Source organism: Bacteroidota bacterium (assembly GCA_020161395.1).
Lineage (GTDB): Bacteria > Bacteroidota > Ignavibacteria > Ignavibacteriales > Ignavibacteriaceae > UTCHB3.
This window is the reverse complement of record JAIUOE010000006.1, coordinates 160,216-183,429: the sequence shown is the minus strand read 5'-3', so window position 1 is coordinate 183,429 and position 23,214 is coordinate 160,216. Positions and strand designations below refer to the sequence as shown.

General features: G+C 39.1%; 14 protein-coding genes. All 14 read right to left on the bottom strand.

All coding sequences use genetic code 11. From position 1 onward, the window contains the following. Nucleotides 1–18: 18 nt before the first annotated feature. The 14 genes from LCH52_11605 to LCH52_11540 all read right to left on the bottom strand — a co-directional run bounded on the left by LCH52_11605 (nucleotide 19) and on the right by LCH52_11540 (nucleotide 23,206). Nucleotides 19–1,191 carry a hypothetical protein gene (locus LCH52_11605; protein MCA0389127.1) on the bottom strand — a complete coding sequence of 391 codons (1,173 nt, stop codon included), beginning with the start codon at nucleotides 1,189–1,191 and terminating at the stop codon, nucleotides 19–21. Nucleotides 1,192–1,274: 83 nt separating this feature from the next. Next, a complete protein-coding gene (locus tag LCH52_11600; GenBank protein MCA0389126.1) occupies nucleotides 1,275–2,123 on the bottom strand; it encodes a hypothetical protein in 849 nt (282 codons plus the stop codon). A 116-nt stretch (nucleotides 2,124–2,239) separates the two neighbouring features. Then, nucleotides 2,240–3,472, bottom strand: a complete 1,233-nt coding sequence (locus LCH52_11595) for a hypothetical protein (GenBank protein ID MCA0389125.1) — start codon at nucleotides 3,470–3,472, stop codon at nucleotides 2,240–2,242. 11 nt (nucleotides 3,473–3,483) lie between these two features. After that, entirely contained in the window at nucleotides 3,484–4,107 is a 624-nt protein-coding gene (locus tag LCH52_11590) for a hypothetical protein (GenBank protein ID MCA0389124.1), read from the bottom strand. Nucleotides 4,108–4,184: 77 nt separating this feature from the next. Beyond that, nucleotides 4,185–5,504, bottom strand: coding sequence for an OmpA family protein (locus LCH52_11585; GenBank protein MCA0389123.1), 1,320 nt, complete (start codon nucleotides 5,502–5,504; stop codon nucleotides 4,185–4,187). 683 nt (nucleotides 5,505–6,187) lie between these two features. Then, entirely contained in the window at nucleotides 6,188–10,306 is a 4,119-nt protein-coding gene (locus LCH52_11580; GenBank protein ID MCA0389122.1) for a CHAP domain-containing protein, read from the bottom strand. 331 nt (nucleotides 10,307–10,637) lie between these two features. Next, entirely contained in the window at nucleotides 10,638–12,008 is a 1,371-nt protein-coding gene (locus tag LCH52_11575) for a sigma-54 dependent transcriptional regulator (protein ID MCA0389121.1), read from the bottom strand. Beyond that, nucleotides 12,005–15,559: an FG-GAP-like repeat-containing protein gene (locus tag LCH52_11570; protein ID MCA0389120.1), complete on the bottom strand. Its 3,555-nt coding sequence runs from the start codon at nucleotides 15,557–15,559 to the stop codon at nucleotides 12,005–12,007. The genes LCH52_11575 and LCH52_11570 overlap by 4 nt, the downstream gene beginning before the upstream one ends. A 627-nt stretch (nucleotides 15,560–16,186) precedes the next feature. After that, a complete protein-coding gene (locus LCH52_11565) occupies nucleotides 16,187–17,371 on the bottom strand; it encodes an ABC transporter permease (GenBank protein ID MCA0389119.1) in 1,185 nt (394 codons plus the stop codon). Next, on the bottom strand, nucleotides 17,368–18,540 hold the full coding sequence (locus LCH52_11560; protein MCA0389118.1) for an ABC transporter permease: 1,173 nt from the start codon (nucleotides 18,538–18,540) through the stop codon (nucleotides 17,368–17,370). The genes LCH52_11565 and LCH52_11560 overlap by 4 nt, the downstream gene beginning before the upstream one ends. 10 nt (nucleotides 18,541–18,550) lie before the next feature. Next, nucleotides 18,551–19,531, bottom strand: coding sequence for an efflux RND transporter periplasmic adaptor subunit (locus LCH52_11555; protein MCA0389117.1), 981 nt, complete (start codon nucleotides 19,529–19,531; stop codon nucleotides 18,551–18,553). After that, on the bottom strand, nucleotides 19,528–21,015 hold the full coding sequence (locus LCH52_11550; protein ID MCA0389116.1) for a TolC family protein: 1,488 nt from the start codon (nucleotides 21,013–21,015) through the stop codon (nucleotides 19,528–19,530). The genes LCH52_11555 and LCH52_11550 overlap by 4 nt, the downstream gene beginning before the upstream one ends. 84 nt (nucleotides 21,016–21,099) lie before the next feature. Then, on the bottom strand, nucleotides 21,100–21,684 hold the full coding sequence (locus tag LCH52_11545) for a TetR/AcrR family transcriptional regulator (GenBank protein MCA0389115.1): 585 nt from the start codon (nucleotides 21,682–21,684) through the stop codon (nucleotides 21,100–21,102). Nucleotides 21,685–22,141: 457 nt separating this feature from the next. After that, a complete protein-coding gene (locus LCH52_11540; protein ID MCA0389114.1) occupies nucleotides 22,142–23,206 on the bottom strand; it encodes an agmatine deiminase family protein in 1,065 nt (354 codons plus the stop codon). Between the last annotated feature and the right edge of the window lie 8 nt (nucleotides 23,207–23,214).

Sequence of the window (23,214 nt, the reverse complement as noted above, 5' to 3'; positions counted from 1 at the left end):
GATTTTAGGATTTAAAGTTCATCTGAATCTAGTGTCAACAAAGTCTTTGGAAGCTAAAAACGATATCACTTCATCGGTAAACAGATAGTTGTTTTTTACCAGAATCTTATTGTATTCCCTCGCAAAAGCACCCGTGAATGTATCAGAATATTTTTTTTCAGCTTCAAGAAAAACAGCTTTTAATTCCGGATCTATAGGCGTGCCCTTGACCTCTGATACAGACGCGACCACCGGTGTTTGATGGAATGTTCTGAATAATCTTGTGAACAGATTTATGAACAACTCCTCGATTTGATCTTGCAAAAGAGGCTGTTCATTCCTATTGAAATAGTCTTCAATCTCGATTAATCGTTTCAATCTTTCTTGTGGCGTTATTATATCACTAAGGAAAGCATCCCTTCCGCAAAATGATGATTCGTGTTCCAATTTGAACACATCAACAAATATCATCAAATCATCTGAAATAAAATCTGTAAACTCTTTTTTTAAATAATCGTAATCCGGCACTAACCATGAAAAGCCTTCATCGCTGTCTATAGCAAATCCATATTTTGTATTTGATTGAAATGAAGTGTACTTGGCTTCACCCATATTTACATTGTATTCATACGGCTTGGCGAGTTTCTTCATCCTTTCATGAAGAAGACAAAAAAGATAGTCTTTTGCGTCTTGTGAGGTCCCCTTGAACTGTTCTTTCACTTTTGCAATTAATGCAGGTACTTTTTTTAAGGAGTTAATTCGATTTTTTTTGAAGAAATCATCCGCATTCACTTTATCGTTTGCAACTGTAAGGATGTGAGGCTGATCCAATTTGAAGTACAACAACTTGTATAGTGTGTCTTTGGTTTCCACAGTTGCTTCAAATTTCCTTCCAAGTTTCTCTTCAAAGGGATAAAACAATTCATTCCTGATGTGTTTGTTTGTGAATTCCGGGTAAACCGTTTTTTGAAGCGTAATCATTCCGCTGAAAACCGCAGTATCACCTTTTTGAACAAATGATGAAATTGTATCGACCGTCAAGGCTTTTACCTTTGCCGGATCATGGAAGTATATATTAAAAAAATCTGAACTGTCTGTATTTATTTGGCTGATTACCGATTTAGTAATTGCATCATGATTCGATTTTTTATCAGAGCAACCGGTACACAGAATGATCAGCAAAACTGTAAACCATAAAAAAAGGTTTTTCATATAGATCTCTTGTTTATCAAATTTTAACGAAGTTAAGAATTCCCCGCTCTCAATATAATGGAGTAATTGTCCTTTTAGCTGTTCTATTTCTTTTTCTTATGCTTGTACTCATACTTCACATTTGTGACTACTGTTGAGGTTTTTTGATACATATTGTTGAAGGTTTCGAGTTGAATCTTCGCAATCAGGTTATTTTTGTAAGAAAATGAATTAGTGTAACAACCATTTCTGGGGAAATACCCTTCATAAACGAGTCTCCCTGATTTATCGTAATTTGCCGAACCACCGTTAGGATCCATTCCAGACTCAAATTTCAGCATACGGCCATATTCGTCGTATTCAATAGAATCCGCGTTTGTGGCGAATGTTATCCCCGGAGTTACATATACATTATTTAATCGCCAGATTACTGTTAATCGCGGTGTTTGACTGACTATCTTCTCAAGTTTTCCTGATTTATCGTACGAATAAATAAAACTATTGTTATCCGTATGCACAGCAGAAATTCTCTTCATTGAATCACGAGTTAAAGCTGTCTTCGAATAATAATTATCGCCTCTGCGAACCAATGTTTTAATATTGTTGTTTTCATCATACTCGAGTGTAATCTCACTAAAATATTCTTTCGACTCGTATTTTGTTAAAAGTCCCTCCTGATTATAGTAGAAATTTGCAACTGTTTTTTTTCCCTGGGTATGGGTCTCTTTTGAAACGCCCTGTTTTTTTAGTTCTTTCACATAATAAGGCATCATCCTCTCTCGAATCGCAGAACTGAGTTCAACATAGACGGGATTATATTTAAATGCTTGTTGATCGTAAGATTCAGGATCAGGTGTAACAGGTTCAGCACACCAAAAGCTACCCGGCAGAAAATCCTGTGCAAATATTATAGATGAAAAATAACACGCGAGAAGTAAAAACCGTGAGAACATGATATGCTCCTTTTTAGTATTTAATTTTTTCAGAAAGTTACCGGTAGATTCAAATTATAGTTTTTCGAATAATTGATAAATTGTGCCACTCCGAATGTGGATGGCAGTTGGCTCCCTTAAAAATTCACATATTTAATCAACTTCCAATTTTCTCTTTTTGATGGGATGGTTAAAACATATAATTCACCTATTTTTTCCTCTGTAAAATTCATCATGGTAATATATGCTGCATCTTTTATTTCCTTTGATCCAATAACCTTTCCACCCCGATCAACGATCATAAGGTTTTTCCCTTTCATTGGTAACTGATTCTCGTCACTCCCTCTGTCCTCACCCATAAAACCACTAAAGAGATAGCAGTTGCCATTATCGCTTAGAAACAGATGTGAGCCAGCTTCATCTGCTTTTGTCCCAAAACTCTCTGCCCATAAAAATTTACCTTTACTGTCAATTTTAGTTAAAAAAATATCAACACCTCCTTTACTTTTAAGCGTTTTTTTGCCAAATTTGGCGTCACCATTATAAATTCCACTTACATAATTATTTCCTTGAATGTCGGTCAGAACTTTAAAAGCTATATCCCTGTCACTTCCCCCGGCACTTTGAGCCCAAAGCAAATTTCCTTTATCATCCAATTTAAAAATTAGTGCATCAGACTTTTTACTTTCCAATTTGGTATTCTTAAAATGTAGTTCTCCATTTAAGATACCAACTACAATGATATTTTCACTTTGGTCAACCGAAATTCCAATTCCAGATCCTTTACCAAACTCTTTTGCCCAGATAGAACGCCCAAAAGTATCAAGTTTGGCAACAAAAGTACACCTACCACGAGCGTTATTTAAATTATCGCCAAGTTCAAGTCTTCCTCTGAAGCTGCCGGTAATATACCCACATCCATTACGATCAAATGCTATATCCGTAATCTCCGAATAGGATTGCTCTCCTTGAGTAATAACAAACTTTTCCCACTTTATTTCTCCCTGTTCATTACACTTGACAAGGTAAGTCCCTCCATCCTCTCTGTATATAAAATAATAATTGTGAAATGAATCTCGTTTCATTTTCAATTCAAAAGGTGCCCCCTTCAAATTAATCAATCTTAACCATACCACCTCCCCTGATGTGTTTACCTTCATCAGGAAAACATTCGAATTGGCTGAACCGGTAAAACTTTTACCGCCAAATGAAAGCTTCCCTAAAAAAACACCTGAAATTACACATCCATCTGAATCGTTGATCAGAGTGAGTGACTTGGCTCCTACCAACTCTTTCTCCCACTCTTTCTTTTGAGCAGAAGCCGATGAGTAGAATAAAACCATAAATAGCAACAATAAACAAACTTTCATATCAGCTCCTTTTATATAAATCTTTTACTAACCCAAATACCATTCTTTTTAATCAATCTTACGACCTGTTCCCTCCCGGTTAGTTTGGAGAGATCGACTGCAGAAAGGTCTACTCCTTTGACATGAGGGGCATCAATTGGCACATACTTGATTGAATATCTTACAGTATATGAACCGTCGTCATTCTTCTTTTTCTCCAGGATATTTATTTCCTGATCAAAAAAGCAGAATTTTCTCCCGGTATTTGTTTTAATTACCGATTGAGTTGAGTTTATGTACTCGAGGCCTTTTTCGGTTAATGACCCTCTGATCTCATATGAAGTTCTTTCTCCCTTTTCGGTAATATATCCATTGTTAACCATCCAGTCCATGAAGGCTTGATTGAATTTTGCAGATGAAAGAAATTTCATCTTTTCAATTCGCTGATCCAAACTCATCCCTCCATTTGAACCATAAATTGCACCTGTTTGCAACGAAATCGATTTATCGTAGCTTTGGTCAAGAGTGGTGCCTTTCTCTTTTAGAATGTCATTTTTTATCGCCTGGACTATCACCTGCTCCGTCGGACCACCACACCCGATGACAAACAACGACAACAAAACCGCGAAAACTGCTTTTGGAATTAATAATTTCATAAGAAATCTCAAAATTAGTTGTTAAGTACTCGACACAATAATTTTTCTGAGTCCTGTAAACCCACGGAACAAAAAATTTAATTTGTCCTTATAAACTCGACCCTCCTGTTCCTCTGACGGCCTTCATCTGTTGAATTGGAGGCTACGGGCTTGTCAAAACCAAATCCTTTTACTGTCAATCTTTTTGCGTTGATACCGTGATTCACCAACCAGGTCTTTACCGCTTTTGCACGATCAAGTGACAACTTTTGATTGAATTGTCGCCCGCCGATATCATCCGTGTGCCCTTCCAGAGAAAAGTTATAATTGGGGAAAGCCTGCAACAGTTTCAGAGTTTTCTGCAATCGTCTGTCAGACTCCGGGGTAATCGTGGCTTTTTGAAACTCAAATTCTATTCCTTCAAGAACGATTATTTTGTTAACCTCTATTACATCATCCTCTTTGTCGTTTGGATCGGTTCCCCTTTCGACTTCAGTTTTATCATCAACTCCACTGTTGTCACTGTCAATCAGGAGCGGGTTTGTATAATAATAGAATATCTCCTGGTAATCTCCCAGTCCGTCATTGTCTGAATCACCCAGTGAGGGATTTGTGTGGTATTTAAATACCTCATCACCATCGGATATCTGATCAATATCGGTATCAAACACCAGTGGCTTTGTTTTGTAGACAAATATTTCATCATAATCTTTGATACCATCTCCATCACTATCGGCGATTAATGCATTCGTGTGATATACTACAATCTCATCCCGGTCATTTATCCCGTCCTCGTCTGTATCAGCTTTGAACGGGTCAGTATTGAATTTTTTAATTTCATCACGATCTGTTATTCCATCTCCGTCTGTATCAGCTAATGCAGGATCAGTCTTATAAGTGAAAACTTCATCGTAATCGGACAACCCGTCACCATCTGTATCTGACTTAAGTGGATCGGATTTGTACTTGAAGATTTCTTTATAGTCACTGATACCGTCGCCGTCTGTATCCATATCTAACGGATTAGTTCTGTATTGCAGAATTTCATCGCCGTCGTTTAGTCCATCACTATCCGTGTCAGTATACAATGGATTTGTTTTATACTTATAAAGTTCATCACCATCACTGACGCCGTCTCCATCAGTATCGGCTTTCAGCGGATCCGTTTTGTATTTAAATATCTCATCATAATCGCTGACTCTGTCACCGTCTGTATCTGCTTTTTCGGGGTCTGTACGATAAATCTCTTCTTCATCTGAGTTAGTTATTCTGTCTCCATCGCTATCTCTAAAGAACCCATTGCTGCCAAAGACCAAGCGTGTTCCGAAATAAAACAAATTTGTTCTTGTGGTTGAATCCTTGGATTCGAGAACAAAACCATTTGCCAGGTTTAGACCAAGAGTTAGACCAATACTCATAAATTTATTTAAATGAACATCATAATTCATTGTCGCAGTATAGGAGACAATCCAATCATATTTTTTTCCGACCTCATATTCGGTCCTAGTCACAGTTAGAATGGGACTTTTCAGTTTCTCTACATACGCTAAACTTATGCCTAACGGATAAAGTTGGAATGACCCCGATCCTTCCTGTGAACCAAACCCCAATTTTAAATCCAGGTTATACAGGTCTGTTTCGTAAGACTGTGACCCTTCGGAAAAATCTCTAAATTTGAAATAGCCAATTCCAAGTTCAAGAATCCTTCCCGGTGATTGAACAAATACTCTGCCATATGCATTCGGTGCTGACAACTCAGTTCTAAAATTTGATGTATTTATTCCACTCTCAATTCCTGCCAAAAAGCCATTTAACTCATTCCGATATTGCGTATAACAATTCGCAGAAAACAGGATTAAAAAAAGAAATGTCAATAGTGTATATTTTTTCATGATGTACCTTTTTCAGATTACAGACAAGAGATATTCAAATTTTGTAAAGTAATCATTAATAGTGTTTATGAGCCACTGCGAACAATTTTAATAAATAAATATTCTTGATTTCTGGATATCTTCTGCATTATCAATTTACTGGTCAACATTATGCCTGGAATTATAGTGATATGAAATAGCCGCCCTTTCGAGCGGCCTTTCAACATTATTTATTTCATATAAGCAATTTTGCGTACCAGTCTCACCATTTGGCCTCTTGATGATTCAGCGTTCAAAACAGCAAAGTATATTCCAGAAGGCAGTGAATCTGCGTTCCAGACAACATTGTGACTGCCAGCAGCAAGTACATCGTTTACCAGATCCTTAACAACCTCACCCAATGCGTTAATTATAGTCAGCTTCACTTTAGACTGTAACCCAAGTGAAAATGTGATTGATGTTGATGGATTAAACGGATTGGGGAAATTTTGATTCAGCGTGAAATCCTGCGAGTTGATTGATTCAATCGTGACGACATTTGAGAAGGAAACTGTGCCATCAAAATCCATTTGTTTCAAGCGGTAAGAAAATGTACCCGTTGGTGCAGCATCCAGATATTCATAATTGTTTCTTTCTGTTGAAGTGCCTTTGCCTTTCACAAAAGCCAAGGGCAGAAAAATTGAACCATCCTCTGATCTTTGAACCTCAAATCCAAGATTATTCAATTCAGACGCTGTACTCCATCGTAGCATAATGCCTGATGGGGTATTTGTCGCAGAGAAAGAGGTTAACTCCACCGGGACGAGTAACATCGATCCTAATGGGAGCAAGGGTTGAACAGAACCATTTGATCTATTGGCTTCAACTTGGCCAAAACTAAGTGGAAATGAAGTACTTACAGGTGTGGTTGATTTAATTTTAAACCTGAATTTTATTAGTTCACCAAATCCTGAATTTCCCCCAGATGTTCTGTAAACGGCAGCGGCTACTAGTGAGTCATCAGGTATAACTGTATATTGGGCATTTGTTAAAAATGACCCAACTTGATAATCAATGAATTCTATGTATTGCTTTAATCCATTTGTCCCATAAAGCAACTCGAAGGATACAACTTTTACACTATCAACCGGATAATTGCTGGAGCCAATTTGAATAGAAACAGTTACTGTATCGCCTGGAGTTGCGGGGGCCTGCGGAACCAGTACTTGAAGAGGGGGTATCGAACTTGTAATTTCATAGGGTAATGTTCCCGCACTATTAATAGTGTGAGTCCTTCCGAAATTCACTATCACTACATTTATATCAGTTATGTTGATCGCTCCATTTCCATTACAATCAATATAGGTTAAAGAGGGTGCAGTCCAGAATGGTGCACTCTGCCCTGTCCAACTATTTGAAGCGTTGGGCCGAACTGGACCTGTGGCTCCATAGTTTACAATAATTGGGTTAATATCAAGAATGTTTACTACACCATTATTATTAGCATCACCAGGCCAAACGATTGCTGCTTCAATGACTGTTAATGTTTTAGATTGAGGGGTAATATTGATCACATTGCCATTCGCATCATTCGCAAGAATTGATCCGAATGTAAAAGTAATTTGCTGACCAGCTATAGCCTGATTATTAACATTAAATTTAAATCTAATCAAACTTCCATATCCGCTGTTCCCTCCAGTAGTCCTGAATATTGCAGCATCGACTCGACCATTTTGATCGTCAGGAACAACGGTTGCCTGAGCACCGGTGATAAATGTCCCAACTTCGTAAGTTACATAATCGTTTATAACTGTTGCCGAATAATTGAGTTCAAAACTGATTACTTTTAACTCACTAACGGGACTATTCTGATTACCAACTTGGATATCCAACCAATAATCTTGTCCTTTTTGAACAGTTTCACTTGAAGTTACAGGTACGAGCGGGACTCCAGGTGTAGCGTTAAAGTTGGCGGTAACAGAATTGTCAGCATTCATTGTTATTGAAGTAGGGTTTGTGTTACCTGATAAAGCTCCACTCCAATTAGCAAAAGTATTATTAGCATCAGCTACAGCCTCCAAAGTGACGCTACTTCCAGAATTGAATTGAGATGAGTAAGGTAAAGTCTGAAGCGTACCGTTCACTTTGACTTTCCCGGAGCCATCACCTCCTTTGGTCAAAGATAATGTGTAATTTATTGATACTGCACTGAAGTTAGCCGTAACAGATTTGTCAGCATTCATTGTGATGGAAGTTGGGTTTGTGTTACCAGACAAAGCTCCACTCCAATTTGCAAAAGTGTTATTTGGATCGGGTACAGCTTCAAGGTTGATGTTACTTCCTGAAATGAACTGGGCAGAATATGGCAGATTCTGTAGAGACCCGTTCACTTTGACTTTCCCGGAGCCATCACCTCCTTTGGTCAACGACAATGTGTAATTTATTGGTACTGAATTGAAATTAGCTGTAACAGATTTGTCAGCATTCATTGTGATGGAAGTTGGGTTTGTGTTACCAGACAAAGCTCCACTCCAATTGGCAAAAGTGTTATTTGGATCGGGTACAGCTTCAAGAGTGATGTTACTACCTGAATTGAACTGGGCAGAATATGGCAGGTTCTGAAGTGAACCGTTCACTTTTACTTTCCCGGAACCATCACCTCCTTTGGTCAACGACAATGTGTAATTTATTGGTACTGAATTGAAATTAGCTGTAACAGATTTGTCAGCATTCATAGTGATGGAAGTTGGGTTAGTGTTACCAGACAAAGCTCCACTCCAATTTGCAAAAGTGTTATTTGGATCGGGTACAGCTTCAAGAGTGATGTTACTACCTGAAATGAACTGGGCAGAATATGGCAGGTTCTGTAGAGACCCGTTCACTTTGACTTTCCCAAAACCACCACCCCCTTTACTAAGACTTAAGGAATACTGTAGAACTGCTTCTTGAGTCACATCGCAAATACCTGAAATTGGATTACCCGTTACAGTTCCTCTTACTGTAATCCTGCCAGTTCGAGGTATTGTGGTTCCATTCGAAGTATAGCTAACGGTTATAGAGCCATTGTTATTGCCACTTGAAGGACTATAAGTTAAAAAGCTTTGATCTGAAATGACAGTCCAAGGAACATTGGATGTGACTGAAAGAGAAAAACTACCAGCTCCCGATGAAACGGTTTTTGTAGATGGTGACACAGTCAAGGTGGGGTCTACAAGAGTAAATGCCTTCGGGTTTGTAGCCCCGGAAGCGGGAGTAACATCAAACCAGGTGTTATTCATTTGACCCTTTACTCTGATACTATAATTTGACCCGGGAGAATTATTGATTTCATTAAATACTGTAGCTTCAATATTATAGGATCTTTCCTGGCCAGCAGTAAAGCTGATATTGGTATAAGTCATTGCATCAAATAAAAAATCGCCATTGGGTTTATGAATTGCAATGGCAATCGATTGAAGGGTTATCGGTTGATTATTCGTCTCCTTTAATGAAAATGAGACATTAAATGGAACCCCTTTAACAATTGTTGATGAAGAGGTTATCCCTGTCCATACCTTTACAAAACCTGAGGTTGTGGGCTTTCTTAACCATCCTTGAACTGAGTAGGACGAAGAAAAAGACCCAATGGTGTAGTATCCATTCTGTGGAGAATATGAAAGGGTCATTGAATTATCGGATGAGTTATTATTCCAGTTTTGTTGTATAACATTTATATAGTTGCTGCCGATCTCGCGAATTATCGCAACATGACCATATTGACCTCCACCTGAACAAAGTATGTCTCCAACTTGCGGAGCGGTCGTGCCCCCGTTGTTATATGGTGTCAGTCCATGTGCTGCTGCATTAGGGTAGTAATCATTTGCATTATGTCCGGCAATCCGTATATTCTGAGCATAAACTGCAGCATAGTATCTGTTCACAAATTCAACACATTGCCACTTCATTCCGGTATTTGTACCAGAATAATAATTGTATTCATTGCTGACATTGCCAACTGTTCCATTCGAGTAAGCAATCACTCCGTTGAATGTTCCAACTTGAGCACCGAATTGTCCAACATCGGTAACAACAAGAGGCCCAACTTCCCTATAGATAGTTGTGTTGGATCTCAGTTCTACTCTTACTTTATAATCATTTCTGACTTCCCAATCAGTAGTCACAAGATTCTGAGAACCACTTCCCGACACATTCGTACTGGCATCAACCCACAAGTTGCTTCCTTTATATATCCGGACATTTACATTCCCGGAAAATCCAGACCATGATGCCAAAAATGTTCCACCTTTTGGAACTGATGAGGGTGTTACAGTTAATGATTGAGATAGACAAATAGAAACAAAAAGCGACCAAGTGAGAAAAAAATTTTTCATGATTGTCCTCATTGATTAATGAAAAAATGCGATATCCCAAGTATCAAGAATATAGCCTTGCAGAATCCCTTGGTTTATCGCTAGCGAGGAACAAGATTCATGCCATTTTTTTAACGCGAAGAATTTTGTGTAAACAAACCGAAATAGGCATAAATGTCCTCCGAATGCGAAACAATTGGAGATTTTGATGAGGTAAAATAAAATACAATTTTACCGGAGTAAAGCAGGATTTTACAATTATTTCAGTTTTGTCAGAATTGAACAAAGCGGAATATGCAAGACTTAACTCCAGGCTTCAAAGGCAGGGTGAAGAATTATACTTTTTGGAGTATCAACCTTTTGAGCTGTGAAAATGAAAGTTTTGTTTGCTCATGCCTGCAAGCAGAGCAGCTTTGGTTTTATTTCCGTCACATATTTTGATAAGTTCTGAAAAATATGACTGTTCAAACAATTTTTTAGCATCTTCAAACGGAGGCAATTCGCCATGAAACTGGATTCTCAATTTTTCTTCATTCCTCGAGTTTGAAAAAAACGGGCTGAAGTTTTCCACCTGAATGACATCCGGATCAGGATTGTCGAACGCTTCCACCATCGCTGAGATTATAGCATTCTCTAATTCTCTCACATTTCGATTCCATTGCAGGCTCTTCAAAAAGGGGATTACATCTTTCGAAAAGGTCAATCGATCTCTTCCATCTTCTAACCCGTGAAGCCGTAAAAAGTAAGGTGCAAGTTTTTCGATATCTTCCAATCTGTCTCTAAGTGGAGGCACAATCATGGTGTTGACCTTTATCCGACTGATAAGGTCTTCCCTGAAATTCCCATTCGAGGACAGTTTTTCCGGGTCTTCCAATGTCGAAAGAATTATTCGTACATCAACGCGTCTGGGTTTAACCCGTGCATCTTCGCCCACTTTTCTGATTGTCCTGAATTGCATAAATTCAAGCAGTTTTATCTGAAGAGCAGGTGATATTGAGGAAAACTCAGAAATATGCAGAGTACCCCCATTGCATATCTCGAGTAAACCGGTTCTCGATTTTCCCGCTCCTGTAAATGCACCCTCTGCATATCCAAATAATTCAGACTCCAGTAATGATTCGCTAAGCGTCTGCAGATTTATGCTTCTGAAGATATTGTTCTTTCTTATGCTGTTTTTATGTATTTGATAAGCAATAATATCCTTACCCGTTCCCGTCTCGCCCAGAAGTAAAAGTGTGTGGTCATGTTTTGAGTGTTTTATTATATCAGAATATATCTTGCTTCCTGTTTCCGAGTTATGGATAAAATTCTCAAAGAAGTGATATTCCCTCTCAATTGCCTGTTTTCTCAGATCCGCTCTACGAATTTCCAATGCCCTGTCTATCTTAAGAACCAATTCGTCCAAGTCAAATACTTTGGGGACAAAGTCATTTGCACCTGATTTCATACACTTCAAGACCGATTGAACATCATTTTGTTCAGATACCACAATTATCGGAATCAGCTGATCAAATTCTTCCCGGATTTTTTTAATGAGTTGAAACCCGGATACTTTGGGTAACTTTAGATCAACCAGAATTGCAGAATAAAATGATGTTTCAATTTTATTTAAACATTCCTGTGAATTTATTGCACACTCTACATCAAATTTATCATTCAATAGTGTGCTGACCAGCCTTAAATATTGTAAATCGTCGTCTACAATCAGTATTCTATCCTTCAAGATAGCTCCTTTTTATCGTAATTTAGCTTTATTTTTATCGTGGTGCCTTGGAACTCTTTCGAAGTAATATCGAGTTCAGCACCCAACTCCATTAAAAGTCTTTTCGCGTAAATCAGACCCAAACCGCGTTTTTCCCCTTTGGTCGAGAAACCTTTTTGGAAAATTTTCTCCATGTGGGCTTCTGATATTCCTATCCCGTTATCTTCTATAATTATTTCTAATTCATCAGCCGTAAATTCAACCTTGATTAGAATTTGTCGTGGAAAATTGCGTGAATCATAGAATGACTCAATTGAATTTTTAATAAATATATTAATACATTCCGAGAGTTTTGTCGAATCGGTGTATAGATAAATATCTTCCTTAATCCTCACGAATTTTACTTCAATCCCGTTAGCCTTCGTTTTTTCGTATGATTTTTCGATTTTACCAAGATAACTGTTTAATATTATCTTGCTCTGGTCGACTGACCTGATCTTAATTTTATTCATAACTTTTCCCAAACGGTCAATAAGTCCGGTCATATTGATGGCTTCTGATGCTATCAGTTTGTACTCACCTCTGGCAATCGCTTTGCCAAGATTCTCGGCAGACTTTGTCATCAATATATAAGTACGATTCAACAACTGAAAATCTTTTCGGTCAAACTGAACTTCGGCAAACATTCTTAAAGAACTTAAGGAAAGCAAAATTTCCTTAATTGCCGGCAGAGTTAATAATTTAAATTCGGAAAGCATTTCATTTAATTGCTCCATGATATAGTTGTTCCTGGAGCCCGTTTCTGAAAGATAAAATCTGACATTTGTCAGTAAAAGTGCAATCGATGAAAGATTGGATTTTCGCCCTTCACCGTGGTTAAACAGATACAACTGTTGAGTTAACTTCGCGACATCAGGCTTGTAGTTCATCCCCTTCTGAGAAAAAATGTCCTGTATTTTTAAAGATGCCAAAACCAGACCCGCTGACAACACGACTGGCAAAATGAACATTCCAAAGGAACCTGCCGTTTGGTCTCGCCATTGAGAGTTGTACAAATCTTCACTCGTGAACAGGTTGACCAAAACTTGAGAGATCACAAAAGTGATACTCACGATGAATAATGATTGTCTAAACGAGAGTTCCAAATTCCTAAAGAATAATTTGTAGTTATTTACATCGTAGTGGACATACCAGAAAAATACGATCGCCAAGAATGTGATTAGCATAATTTTGATGTAGAAGTCTGCCTGCAAGATCATTCTGCGAATTTTTTCAAACATTCTTTTCGAATTACTTATCAGGCTTGAATGCTCGAAAACATCCAGATATGAACTTTCGAGAATATCGACTGTGACGGTATCTCCCGAAACGGGGAAGAAAATCTTAATTTTCGACTTATCCCCTAAAGGAGAGACTTGTATATTCAATTCAGATGATATTTGAGAGCAGTACCCCTCGCCGGTACCTATCTCCTTGAAGAAATAGACAGAATCCTCACTAATTCCCCAGACTTTTACTCCGGCCAAACTGGAATTAGTTTCGACAGGATGAATCTTCAAATTCACCTGACTCACCTCCTTTCTGTTATTTTCAACATACATGTTCTCGTACAACATGGTTAATCCTTTGAATTGACCGACAATCAGATCCAAGTCGCCATCCCTGTTGGCATCAATCACACCGAGTCCGGTACCATAACCTTTAAGTGGATTGATACTTGATCTACTCAGGCTTAATGGTTTCTTGATGAAACTGAATCCTGTGACAGACGAAGAATCCTGATAGTTAAAATATATGAAAGCATTGTCTGTGCAATTAATTGCAATATCAACAAACGAATCACTATTAAAATCAGCCGCAACTGAACCATAAATCGTTGAAGGGTCTTTTTCTTTTAATAAATCAGAAACTTTGCGAAAAACATGTCCCCCCTGGTTTAAATATAACTTTGGAATACTGCCACGGTAACTAACAAAGATATCAAGGAATGCATCATTGTTGAAATCTGCAAAAAGTGCTGAATTTGTGAGAAGTGTGGTGTCTGAATCCAGTCCTAATTCTTCAGCCACATCTGTAAAACCTCCGTTTCTATTTAAGTATAATTTGCTCTTGCTGTTCCAACCAACGACCAGTAAATCTGTCAGTCCGTCATTATTTATATCACCAACTGTGGCATGTATAGAGTTCCCGGCGGAAAGGAGTCCGTACTCTTTAGTTTGATCTTCAAATTCCAAACCATTTTTATTAATCAACAATTTATTGCTCGCGAAAAAATTTGATACGAATATGTCAATCCAACCATCATTATTAAAGTCAGCGAATGTAACAGATTCCGATCTTGAAAAAACAGAGTCCAAATGATATTCTTTTGTGACATTTTGAAAGTAGCCGTTTCCATTATTTAAGAATAATCCACCTCCACTATCCATCGTTGACAGGATTAAATCAGGATGACTGTCATTGTTGATATCAACGAATTTTCCTGAAATATCACTATGGACATTGCCATAAGAATCCCTGGGAAATCTATCTTTGATTTCAATATAATCCTCTGACTTCGAGTCAAATTTTAACAGTCTGTTCGTTCCAAAAGGCTCGACAAACAGTATTTCCTCTTTTTCGTCATTATCGATATCACCAACGGCAATTCCGTAGGTATACCCTAAATTAACAACTTTGCCAATATCAAAATCAGTTGTACTGAGCGTTTTGGAAACGGTATTGGTAGGATATCCATCTTTCTTTAAAGTCCTGAAGAATACCTCTCCGGATGCATAAAGTATCTGAGTCTCTGAGTCCGCTCTTAAAAATTGGTAGGGATGGAATGGTAAGTTGAATCTCCTCGATGTAAACTTATTTTGATCAACCAAATAGAGTTTGAATATTATTCCATCTTCTCTCCATATTTCTAAAATACCAATGGAGCTATAGTCGAAAATAAGACTAAAATTGTCTTTACCCGGGAACAATTTGAATTTTTCTATATCGAAGGTAGTAACCTCATAGTTCTTTCCCTTCACCTGCATTCTAAATCCACTGCCATTTTGAGAGATTATCAGAAAATCATCGTTGTTTGCGTTGATAACTGTCAGTTTACTCCTTTGATCTTCGCCAATATATTTATTTTGAATCAGGTAGCCGGTGACATCTTCAATTTGATCCAAACCAATTCTATATAATAATATCGCTTTGTCACACACAATCAACAATTTGTCAGTGTTGTATTTCAACTGTGAAGGATACACCACTTTCACTCCATCCACTGTATAAGGATTTGACAGACTTTTTTCCTTTACAGTACAGTTTTCACCGGAATTGGTTATTTTAATTCTGTATAATAGCATAAACGAGCAGGCGATAAACTCGTTTTCACTAACGGGATAGAATTGATAGATGGTATTTCGGAATTGATTTTTATCTATCCTGACCAAATCATACAGAACAATCCTGTTATTAACTATTTTGTATTTTGAGAAACATATTTCCCTCGGATCATGAAAATCTCCACCTTGCACAATCTGAAAAAAGGCAAATTTTTTACTGAAGGAAAGGTTTTTAACATTCCAGTTCAATGAAAACAACCTATTGTCTTTATCTTGCAATACCAGATTTTTCCCCTGTATAAAAATATTCTCTGTGTTGATAAAAGGCAGATATTTTTCTATTAGGGATATTGAGTCCAATTCATGATATATAAAATTTGCTGCGGAGTCATAGAGTAAGAATTGAGAATTTCCGGATTGAGTAGTATTGAAGGATGATTCAGTTTTATCGAGAATTGTTCCAGTGGACAGAAGAAACAAGAACAAATTCACAAAAAAGGTTGTACCAATTATCATTTAATCAAAACTTTAATTTTTTTAAGTCCATTGATAAAAGTATATTTTGGATTACGACCTGATTGTCATCGATATTGAGATAAAAGAGTGTCTCGTATACCTGCTATTTTTTTTAACCCGGCATAAATCGGAATCAATTTCGTAAACTACCAAAATAAATTTGGTTTAATACTGATTATTATCTTAAATCGTAAAAACGAGTTGTCCCTTTGAAATTTATTGAAACCTAAACATTTTTAAAGGGTATTTTTTCGCCCCCATTTAATTAAAAAAAGCCCGGCAATTTTCACTGTCGGGCTTTTTTATTTTATCCGTTAGGACTGTGTTTTTTCCCATAGGGAAGGAGGTAAATGTTTATGGTCAGGGGGTTCCTTCCGCCTTTGATACTCGGGCGAAGAGATATTTCATTCTGACATATGTGAGGATTGAATAAGCAACTCCAAGCACTGCAAGATGTTTCAGTTCGGGAATTATGAGCGACACATCCCCGCCCATCCTGAAGGTCTTCATAAAGGCTGATAAAAACGGTTTTAACGGCAGAATATCACCCAGAATTATCAACGGCTCGGGGAATGCAATTTCGGGCCATGCAAATCCGGTCAAAAAGAAAAAGGGATATGAAGTGAATGCAATTATCTGCAATACACCCAGCTTCGACTTAAAAAACGAACCAATCAACACTGTGAACGATATGCTCACGAACAGAAAAAACAGTGTAAGAATCATTGTGTTGAAAACGGGTGCATACGATGGTACTTCAAAGAGCCAATAATGAAATGTTATAAAGAAGAAAGCGTAGACCGCAAAAAAACAGAAGTAGATCAGGGTTTTTCCTGCGATGGCTGCCGAAGTACTGCCGTTTGCATCTCTGTACCACTTCATTACTGTTTTTTCCTCCCTCTCTTTCGCCAGTGACTGAGCAAGCCCGAGTATCAGCGTTTGCTGTAAAATGAGCATCAGCACACCCGGAATAAGGAAATCACCATATGTAAGCATCGGATTGTACATGAACCTGACATCTTCCTTCACGGGTTCCACCAGTTCCTCTGCCTGCTTCCTTCCGACACCTTTTTGATTAAAAACTTTCATTCTGCTCTCAACAGCGTATGCAAATCCAATATCGTTCACTGCTTTGTTAATATCATTCGAGTGAAGAAACCGCTGTGTATTGAGCAGCACTTTTACCGTGTTATGTCTGCCTGATCGAGAATTGGCATCAAAATCCTTAGGTATTACGATCATCCCCTGCACTTCGTCATTCTTCAAAAGTGATTCAGCTTCGTTTATTTCGGAAGAATTGTAAGTTACTCTCAAGAGTTGACCGGCATCAAGATCGTTGATAAACTTTCGGGAGGAAGTGGTGCCATCCTGATCTACCACAACTACCGGGATATCGGTTTCGGTCTTGTTGAAATAGAGTGATGCATAGAAAATCGAGTAAAACAACGGGGCAATCAGCACAAGAATCCGGATATCCGTATCGTGTGACAGATTTACAATTTCCCGTTTAATGATCGCAAAAAAGCCGTTTATCTTCAGTTTCATACTGCAACACCCGCTTTTCTTCGTGCCACTGTCCCCTTTATTCCTGCAATCACCACGATCAAAACAGCCGGTATCAGGATACCAGCTATCTGCATGTTCAATTGATTGCCAATGTCTGACAAATTCTCGCCCATCAGGTATAACCTTATAAATCCATCGAGAAACTGCGTATAGGGGATAAAACGGGCAAACAACTGGTGAGCTTCAGGCATTGCCCAAAGAGGGTAGGTAAGTCCGCTGAAAACAAATGCCGGTGTTGTAAAAAACAAAATTATCTGAGTTGAAAGCATTATATTTTTTATCACAACCGAGACAAGCATCCCAAGCATCAGGCTCGACAAACCAAATAAAAATGTGTAAAAGAACAGTTCCCCTGCACTTCCGCGGAGCGTGATAGAGAAGAGAGGAAAGATGACCCCCAACAGAATCATTACATCCGCTGCACATATTATAATGTATGGAAGTGTCTTGCCAATCAGTCCTGAAACTGAATTGAGAAAAGAATTTCCCTCCTCCACAAAATTGATTTCTTTGTGATTATAAACTGTAGTTCCTGCAAGTGACAGACTCATGAAAATTACAAATACGCATAAGCCCGGCAGGAGGAAATCGACATAGCTGTAGTTTGAATTGTAGAGAATCTGCATGTCAAATCTCACGGGACTGATCACATCCATTGCCTGGGCTTCCGTCATTCCCCCTGATCTGAATTTCTTCAGAAGAACACCACCCGAAATGGTTTTGAATATTTTCGTTGCATCGCTCAAAATGTAATTGCTTTTTATCACATTCAGCCCGTTGGCAAACACAACGGGATGAACCTGCTTCCCTTTTTTGATCTCCCTTTCCATATCCCTGGGCAATGAAATGATCGCATCTATCTCCCCTTTTATCATTCCGGCTTCAGCTTCCTTCAAGGATGCGTAGCCACTCACAATTTTGAAAGATGGCGAGGAGGCAAAATAGGAGACAGCGGTTCTGGAGATTACGCTGTTGTCCGCATCAAGAATTGCAACAGGTATCCCCCTGACCAAGGCACTTTGATAGAGAAAGCCAAAGAACAAAAAGAGAACCGGCGGCAGAATTACCGTAATCACAAACAGTGACCTCGTGTCGCCGATCCTTTTGATCTCGTTTAAAAATGCTTCAACAGTTTTCCACTTTTTCATTCTGCTCATATTACATTTCGAAGTTAACGCTCATTCCGGGTCTAAGTTTTATCGATTTATCCTTCGGTCTTACTCTTACTTCAAAAGTTCTTATCTCAAAATCCGCTTTTTGATTTGTTGGTCTCCAGTTGGCAAATTCTCCCATCGCAGAAATATAGAAAACCTCGAATTCATACTCCTTATTACCCAGAGCAGGAATTTTCCCTTTCATCACTCCCCCTTTTTTCACTCCCTCAAGCATTGTTTCCTTAAGTTGAAGTGTAACCCACACATCACTCAAATCGAGAATAGTGAATACCGGATATCCTGCCGAAGCAATTTCGCCAACATCCACAATTTTCTTTTTCAGTTCTCCTGAAACGGGAGCTTTAATATTCAGCTCTTCCTTGTAGGCGAGCACTTCACTTACTCCACTTTCCGCCTGCATAAAACTGCTTTTTGCCATCTCCTGCTCCTCGGGTCGTGCACCGGCAAGGACGAGGTCATATTTCGCTTTGGCTGCGAGCATTTGCTCTTCAGCAGCTTTGTACTGGAACTCATAAACATCCCTCTCCTGTGCGGAAATCAACTGTTCACCGTAGAGGTTTTGCATCCTGGTCCATGTCTTCGTGGCAAGATCAAACTGAAGTCGTGCCTGGTTATACAGTTTTTCGACTGCTTCCTTCTCCTCGGGTCTCGCACCATTCAAAGCCATTTTATATTTTGCTCTGGCGGCATTTTTAAGATTTTCCGCCTGACCTGCTTTTGCATCGAGTTCCTTGCTTTTAATAGTTGCCAGAAGATCCCCCTCTTTAACGATGGCTCCCTCCTCAAAGTAAATTTCACTTATTCTGCCTGCGATTTTTGAAGCCACATCGATGTCCCTGGCTTCCACCATTCCTGAAATTACGGTCTTCTTTGCTGATTCATACGATTTGTTCAGAAATATCGCTCCTGAAATTATCAATAGAGCAGGAATAAGAAGAACCAGGAAATACTTTATCTTTTTCATTTAATCACCTCACCCGGGTTTGTCCAAATTTTCAAAAAATCTTCCGGCTTTCCGGCAGCCGAGAGGAGTAAGTTACAGTTTTTGTAAAATTCAAATAATGAAGTTTTAAGGTCAATCTCGCTTTTCTCGAGCATCATCTCAGCATCCACTACTTCGATCGAAGTCCCAAGTCCCGTTTCAAATCTCTTCTCGTTGAGGCGGAGATTCTCCTTTGCGAGATCAATTGCCGGGATTCCTTTTTCATATCTTTCCACAGAATTGATCACCGAAGTATAGTGTTTGCTCACGAGCAGTCTGATCTTGGATTGAGCATCCTTTTCGATGTATCCAATCTCCTTGTTCAACAGTTTACTGTTTTGAAGGTTTGTGTAGTCCTGCATTCCGTTGAAAAGATTGAGATTCAGCGACACTCCCACTGCCCACCTTGGTTCTATCGCTGACAGATACTCGGGGTAAAGTTCATACTTTCCGAATGCTGCAATAACCGGCATAAACTTCGACCTCTCCAAAGCAATCTTCTCTTCAGAAAGCTTTTTCTTCAAGTCAATCAGTTTCAGGATTGTATTGTTTTGTCCGGCAAGAAGATGAAAATATTCAGCCTCTCCCTGAAAACCCTTAAAAACGAGACTGTCAGCAACAATTATTTCACTGTTTTCGTCGATTGCCATTGAATTTTTCAGGGCAAGAATTGCAAGTTCAAGCTTTTTTGTATCATCAAAGAGATTTCTCTCTGCGTCAGATACCGCAACTTTCGCCCGCAAATAATTATAGTTGGCAATTAACCCCTCAGCGAGCATTTTCTTTGCCCGCACTTCATGTTTTTGCATTCCTGCGAGGATGTCACGCCTCACCTTTACCAGATCAGAGAGAAAAACCACATTCAGCCAGTTTGCCGTTACCTCGGAAGTAATCTCGTTTCTTACTCTCTTCAGTTCCAATTCCGCAACCTGATATTCGAGTTCCGCGGCGTTGTTGGCTGCTATTATCTTTCCTCCTGTAAAAAGGGGCTGTACTCCGGTGATTGTTGCCGTCCAGTAGTCCTGTTTTTTGAGAGTGCTCTTAAATTCCGGAAGCAACGAATTCAACTGACCCGCATATTTTTGAGTTAATGCCAGTTTTTGTGCATCAGTCAAAGGTGCCTGACCCCCGAGAATCGTGTAAATATTGGCAAACTCAGCCTGATTTTTCGACTGGAGTGTAATCATCGCTTCCCTGATGGGATTCAGGTCAATGGCAATCGGGTCATTAATGTGTGTGAATGAATATCCCAGATTTATTTTGGGGAGATAATTTCCAAAAGCCTCTGTTTTACCGTTTTCTCTTTGCAGAAGTGCGGTTTCCATCTGCTTAATCAACGGATGATTTTTCACTGCAGTTGAAAGTGCACCGGGCAGATCGATTTTTTGTGCTACTTCCTGCGAACTGGCTCTAAAAATCAAAATCAGGGAAAGCAGGAATGTCTGCATTGATCTTTTTATATACATTTCTTGTTTCATTACTTTATAATAATACATAAATCATTATTCATTTATAAACAAGAAGTGCATGGCACTTCTTCATTTCAATTGTTAGTTTTGAATACCTTTTTTGATGAAGGTTTTCACATTTATTCTGATTGCGCTAAGCGGGACGATTCTGGGTTCTCTCGCCCAAATCTCGAGCAACAGTCTGATTCCGCCAAGAATATAGAATCTGAGCACCTTCACATTCAGATTGGGATTGATGCTTTTGTTCTTGATCCCGTCCTGAATTATGAGCTCTGCCTTTGACATGAAATCATGGTAATACATCACTTCCGTTTCAGCGTTTCTCATTACATGGTGCTGTTCATGGACGAATACCATAGCGAGGTCAGGATTATTCGAAAAATTGTCGAAAAAGAGGTCTATCAAATAATCCAGTTTGTCGTTAACAGTAAGGTCCTCTCTGTGAGCGAGTACATCAACTTCCTGATACAGTTTTTTCCAAAGGTTCTCAAAAACCTTAAAGAGAAGGTCTTCTTTGTTTACATAATAGAGGTAAAGTGTACCAATCGATACATTGGCAACTTCAGCAATCTTCGCCATCTTCGCACCATGATATCCCTCTTTTGCAAAGACCTTAATAGCGGCTTCAAGGATGTCTTTCTCCTTGTTTCCTTCTTTTACTCTCATCTTTTCTCCCGAATTCAGAAAATTTATGAATCACTATTCAAATATAATCAGTATAAATACCTCTTGCAACAGTTTAACGGGCATTTTGCAAAATTTATTTATGAATGGTGATTCAGTTATGTGAACGGTTTTTAATTGAAGTTTGAAGTCAGAGGTTTGAAGTTTGAGGGCTGAAAATAAATAGACCCGGGTTTTAACCCGGGGGAACGAATTGCGAAGGCTGAAGGCTGAAAACCAATAGCCCTGGGTTTAATCCGTTAAATTCGTCTCATCCGTGTTCCGTTTTCGTCCATGCTAATACAAAAACGAGAAGAGATAGAGCGGAATCCTTCTGCCGAATCCTGTTTCAATGCCATCGGAAACAATAAATCTTAGGAATGCAATACTAATTTTTCCTGAAAAACCGGGAATGCAATACTAATTTCTATCGAAATATTAGTAATGCATTCCCAATTTGCTACAAATCCAGGTTCTTTCCGAAGGGAATTTCGTGAGTGAGGCAGTGGAGGGTGCCGAGACCCCAGACAAGATCGACAGCACTGATTCCGACAACTTTGCGGCTGGGGAAAAGCTCTGCCAGAATTCCGAGGGCAATCCTGTCGTTTGGATCGTTAAAAGTCGGGACGAGTACAATACCGTTTGCAATGTAAAAATTTGCGTAACTTGCGGGAAGCCTCAGTCCGTCGAAAATTACAGGTTCCGGCATCGGGAGAGAAACGACTTCGAGCTTCGAACCGTTTTCAAGGACTGCCGACTGCAGTCTCTCCCTGTTCTCTTTCAGAAGCCTGTAATTGTCATCTCTCCGGTTTTTCTCTTCACACAGAACCACGGTGGTTGGAGTGACAAATCTGCAGAGGTCATCCACATGACCGTGGGTGTCATCCCCGGCAATTCCGTTTCCGAGCCAGATAACATTTGTGATACCAAGATATTTTCTGAAGGCAAATTCGTAATCATATTTGGTAAAACCCGGGTTGCGTGTCTGGACTACGGGATCGAGCAGACATTCTTCAGTTGTGAGAAGTGTCCCTTTCCCGTTGGTGTCTATGGCACCCCCCTCAAGCACTATCGGCGTATCATTATAGGAGGGTACCTCCCAGGGAATCGCCAGCAAATCCAGTACTTTTTTCGACGAACGGGCATCCTTTTTGTAGTTGTCGTATTTAGCCCAGGCATTAAAAACAAAATCGAATGCATAAACACTCCCCTCTTTTTTTACAAATGTTCCCATGGAATCGCGGGTCCAGTTTCTGTCCATTTGGGTTTTGATGAACACAATTGCCTCGTCATCAACTTCAGCCATCTTAAGTTTTGCCTTGATGGATGCAAGTTGTGTATCGGAAGTGTAAAGCAAAACCACAGTCTCATGAGGCATCAACTTTTTTACTATTTCGGTATAAACCCACGGAATTGGCTCAAACTTCCCGGGCCAGTCTTCCCTGTTGAAGGGCCAGCCGAGAATGGTTGCGGAGTGTTTTTCGAATTCCGCCGGCATCAGGTATTCAGGTCTCTTCTTTGTCATCGTTTATG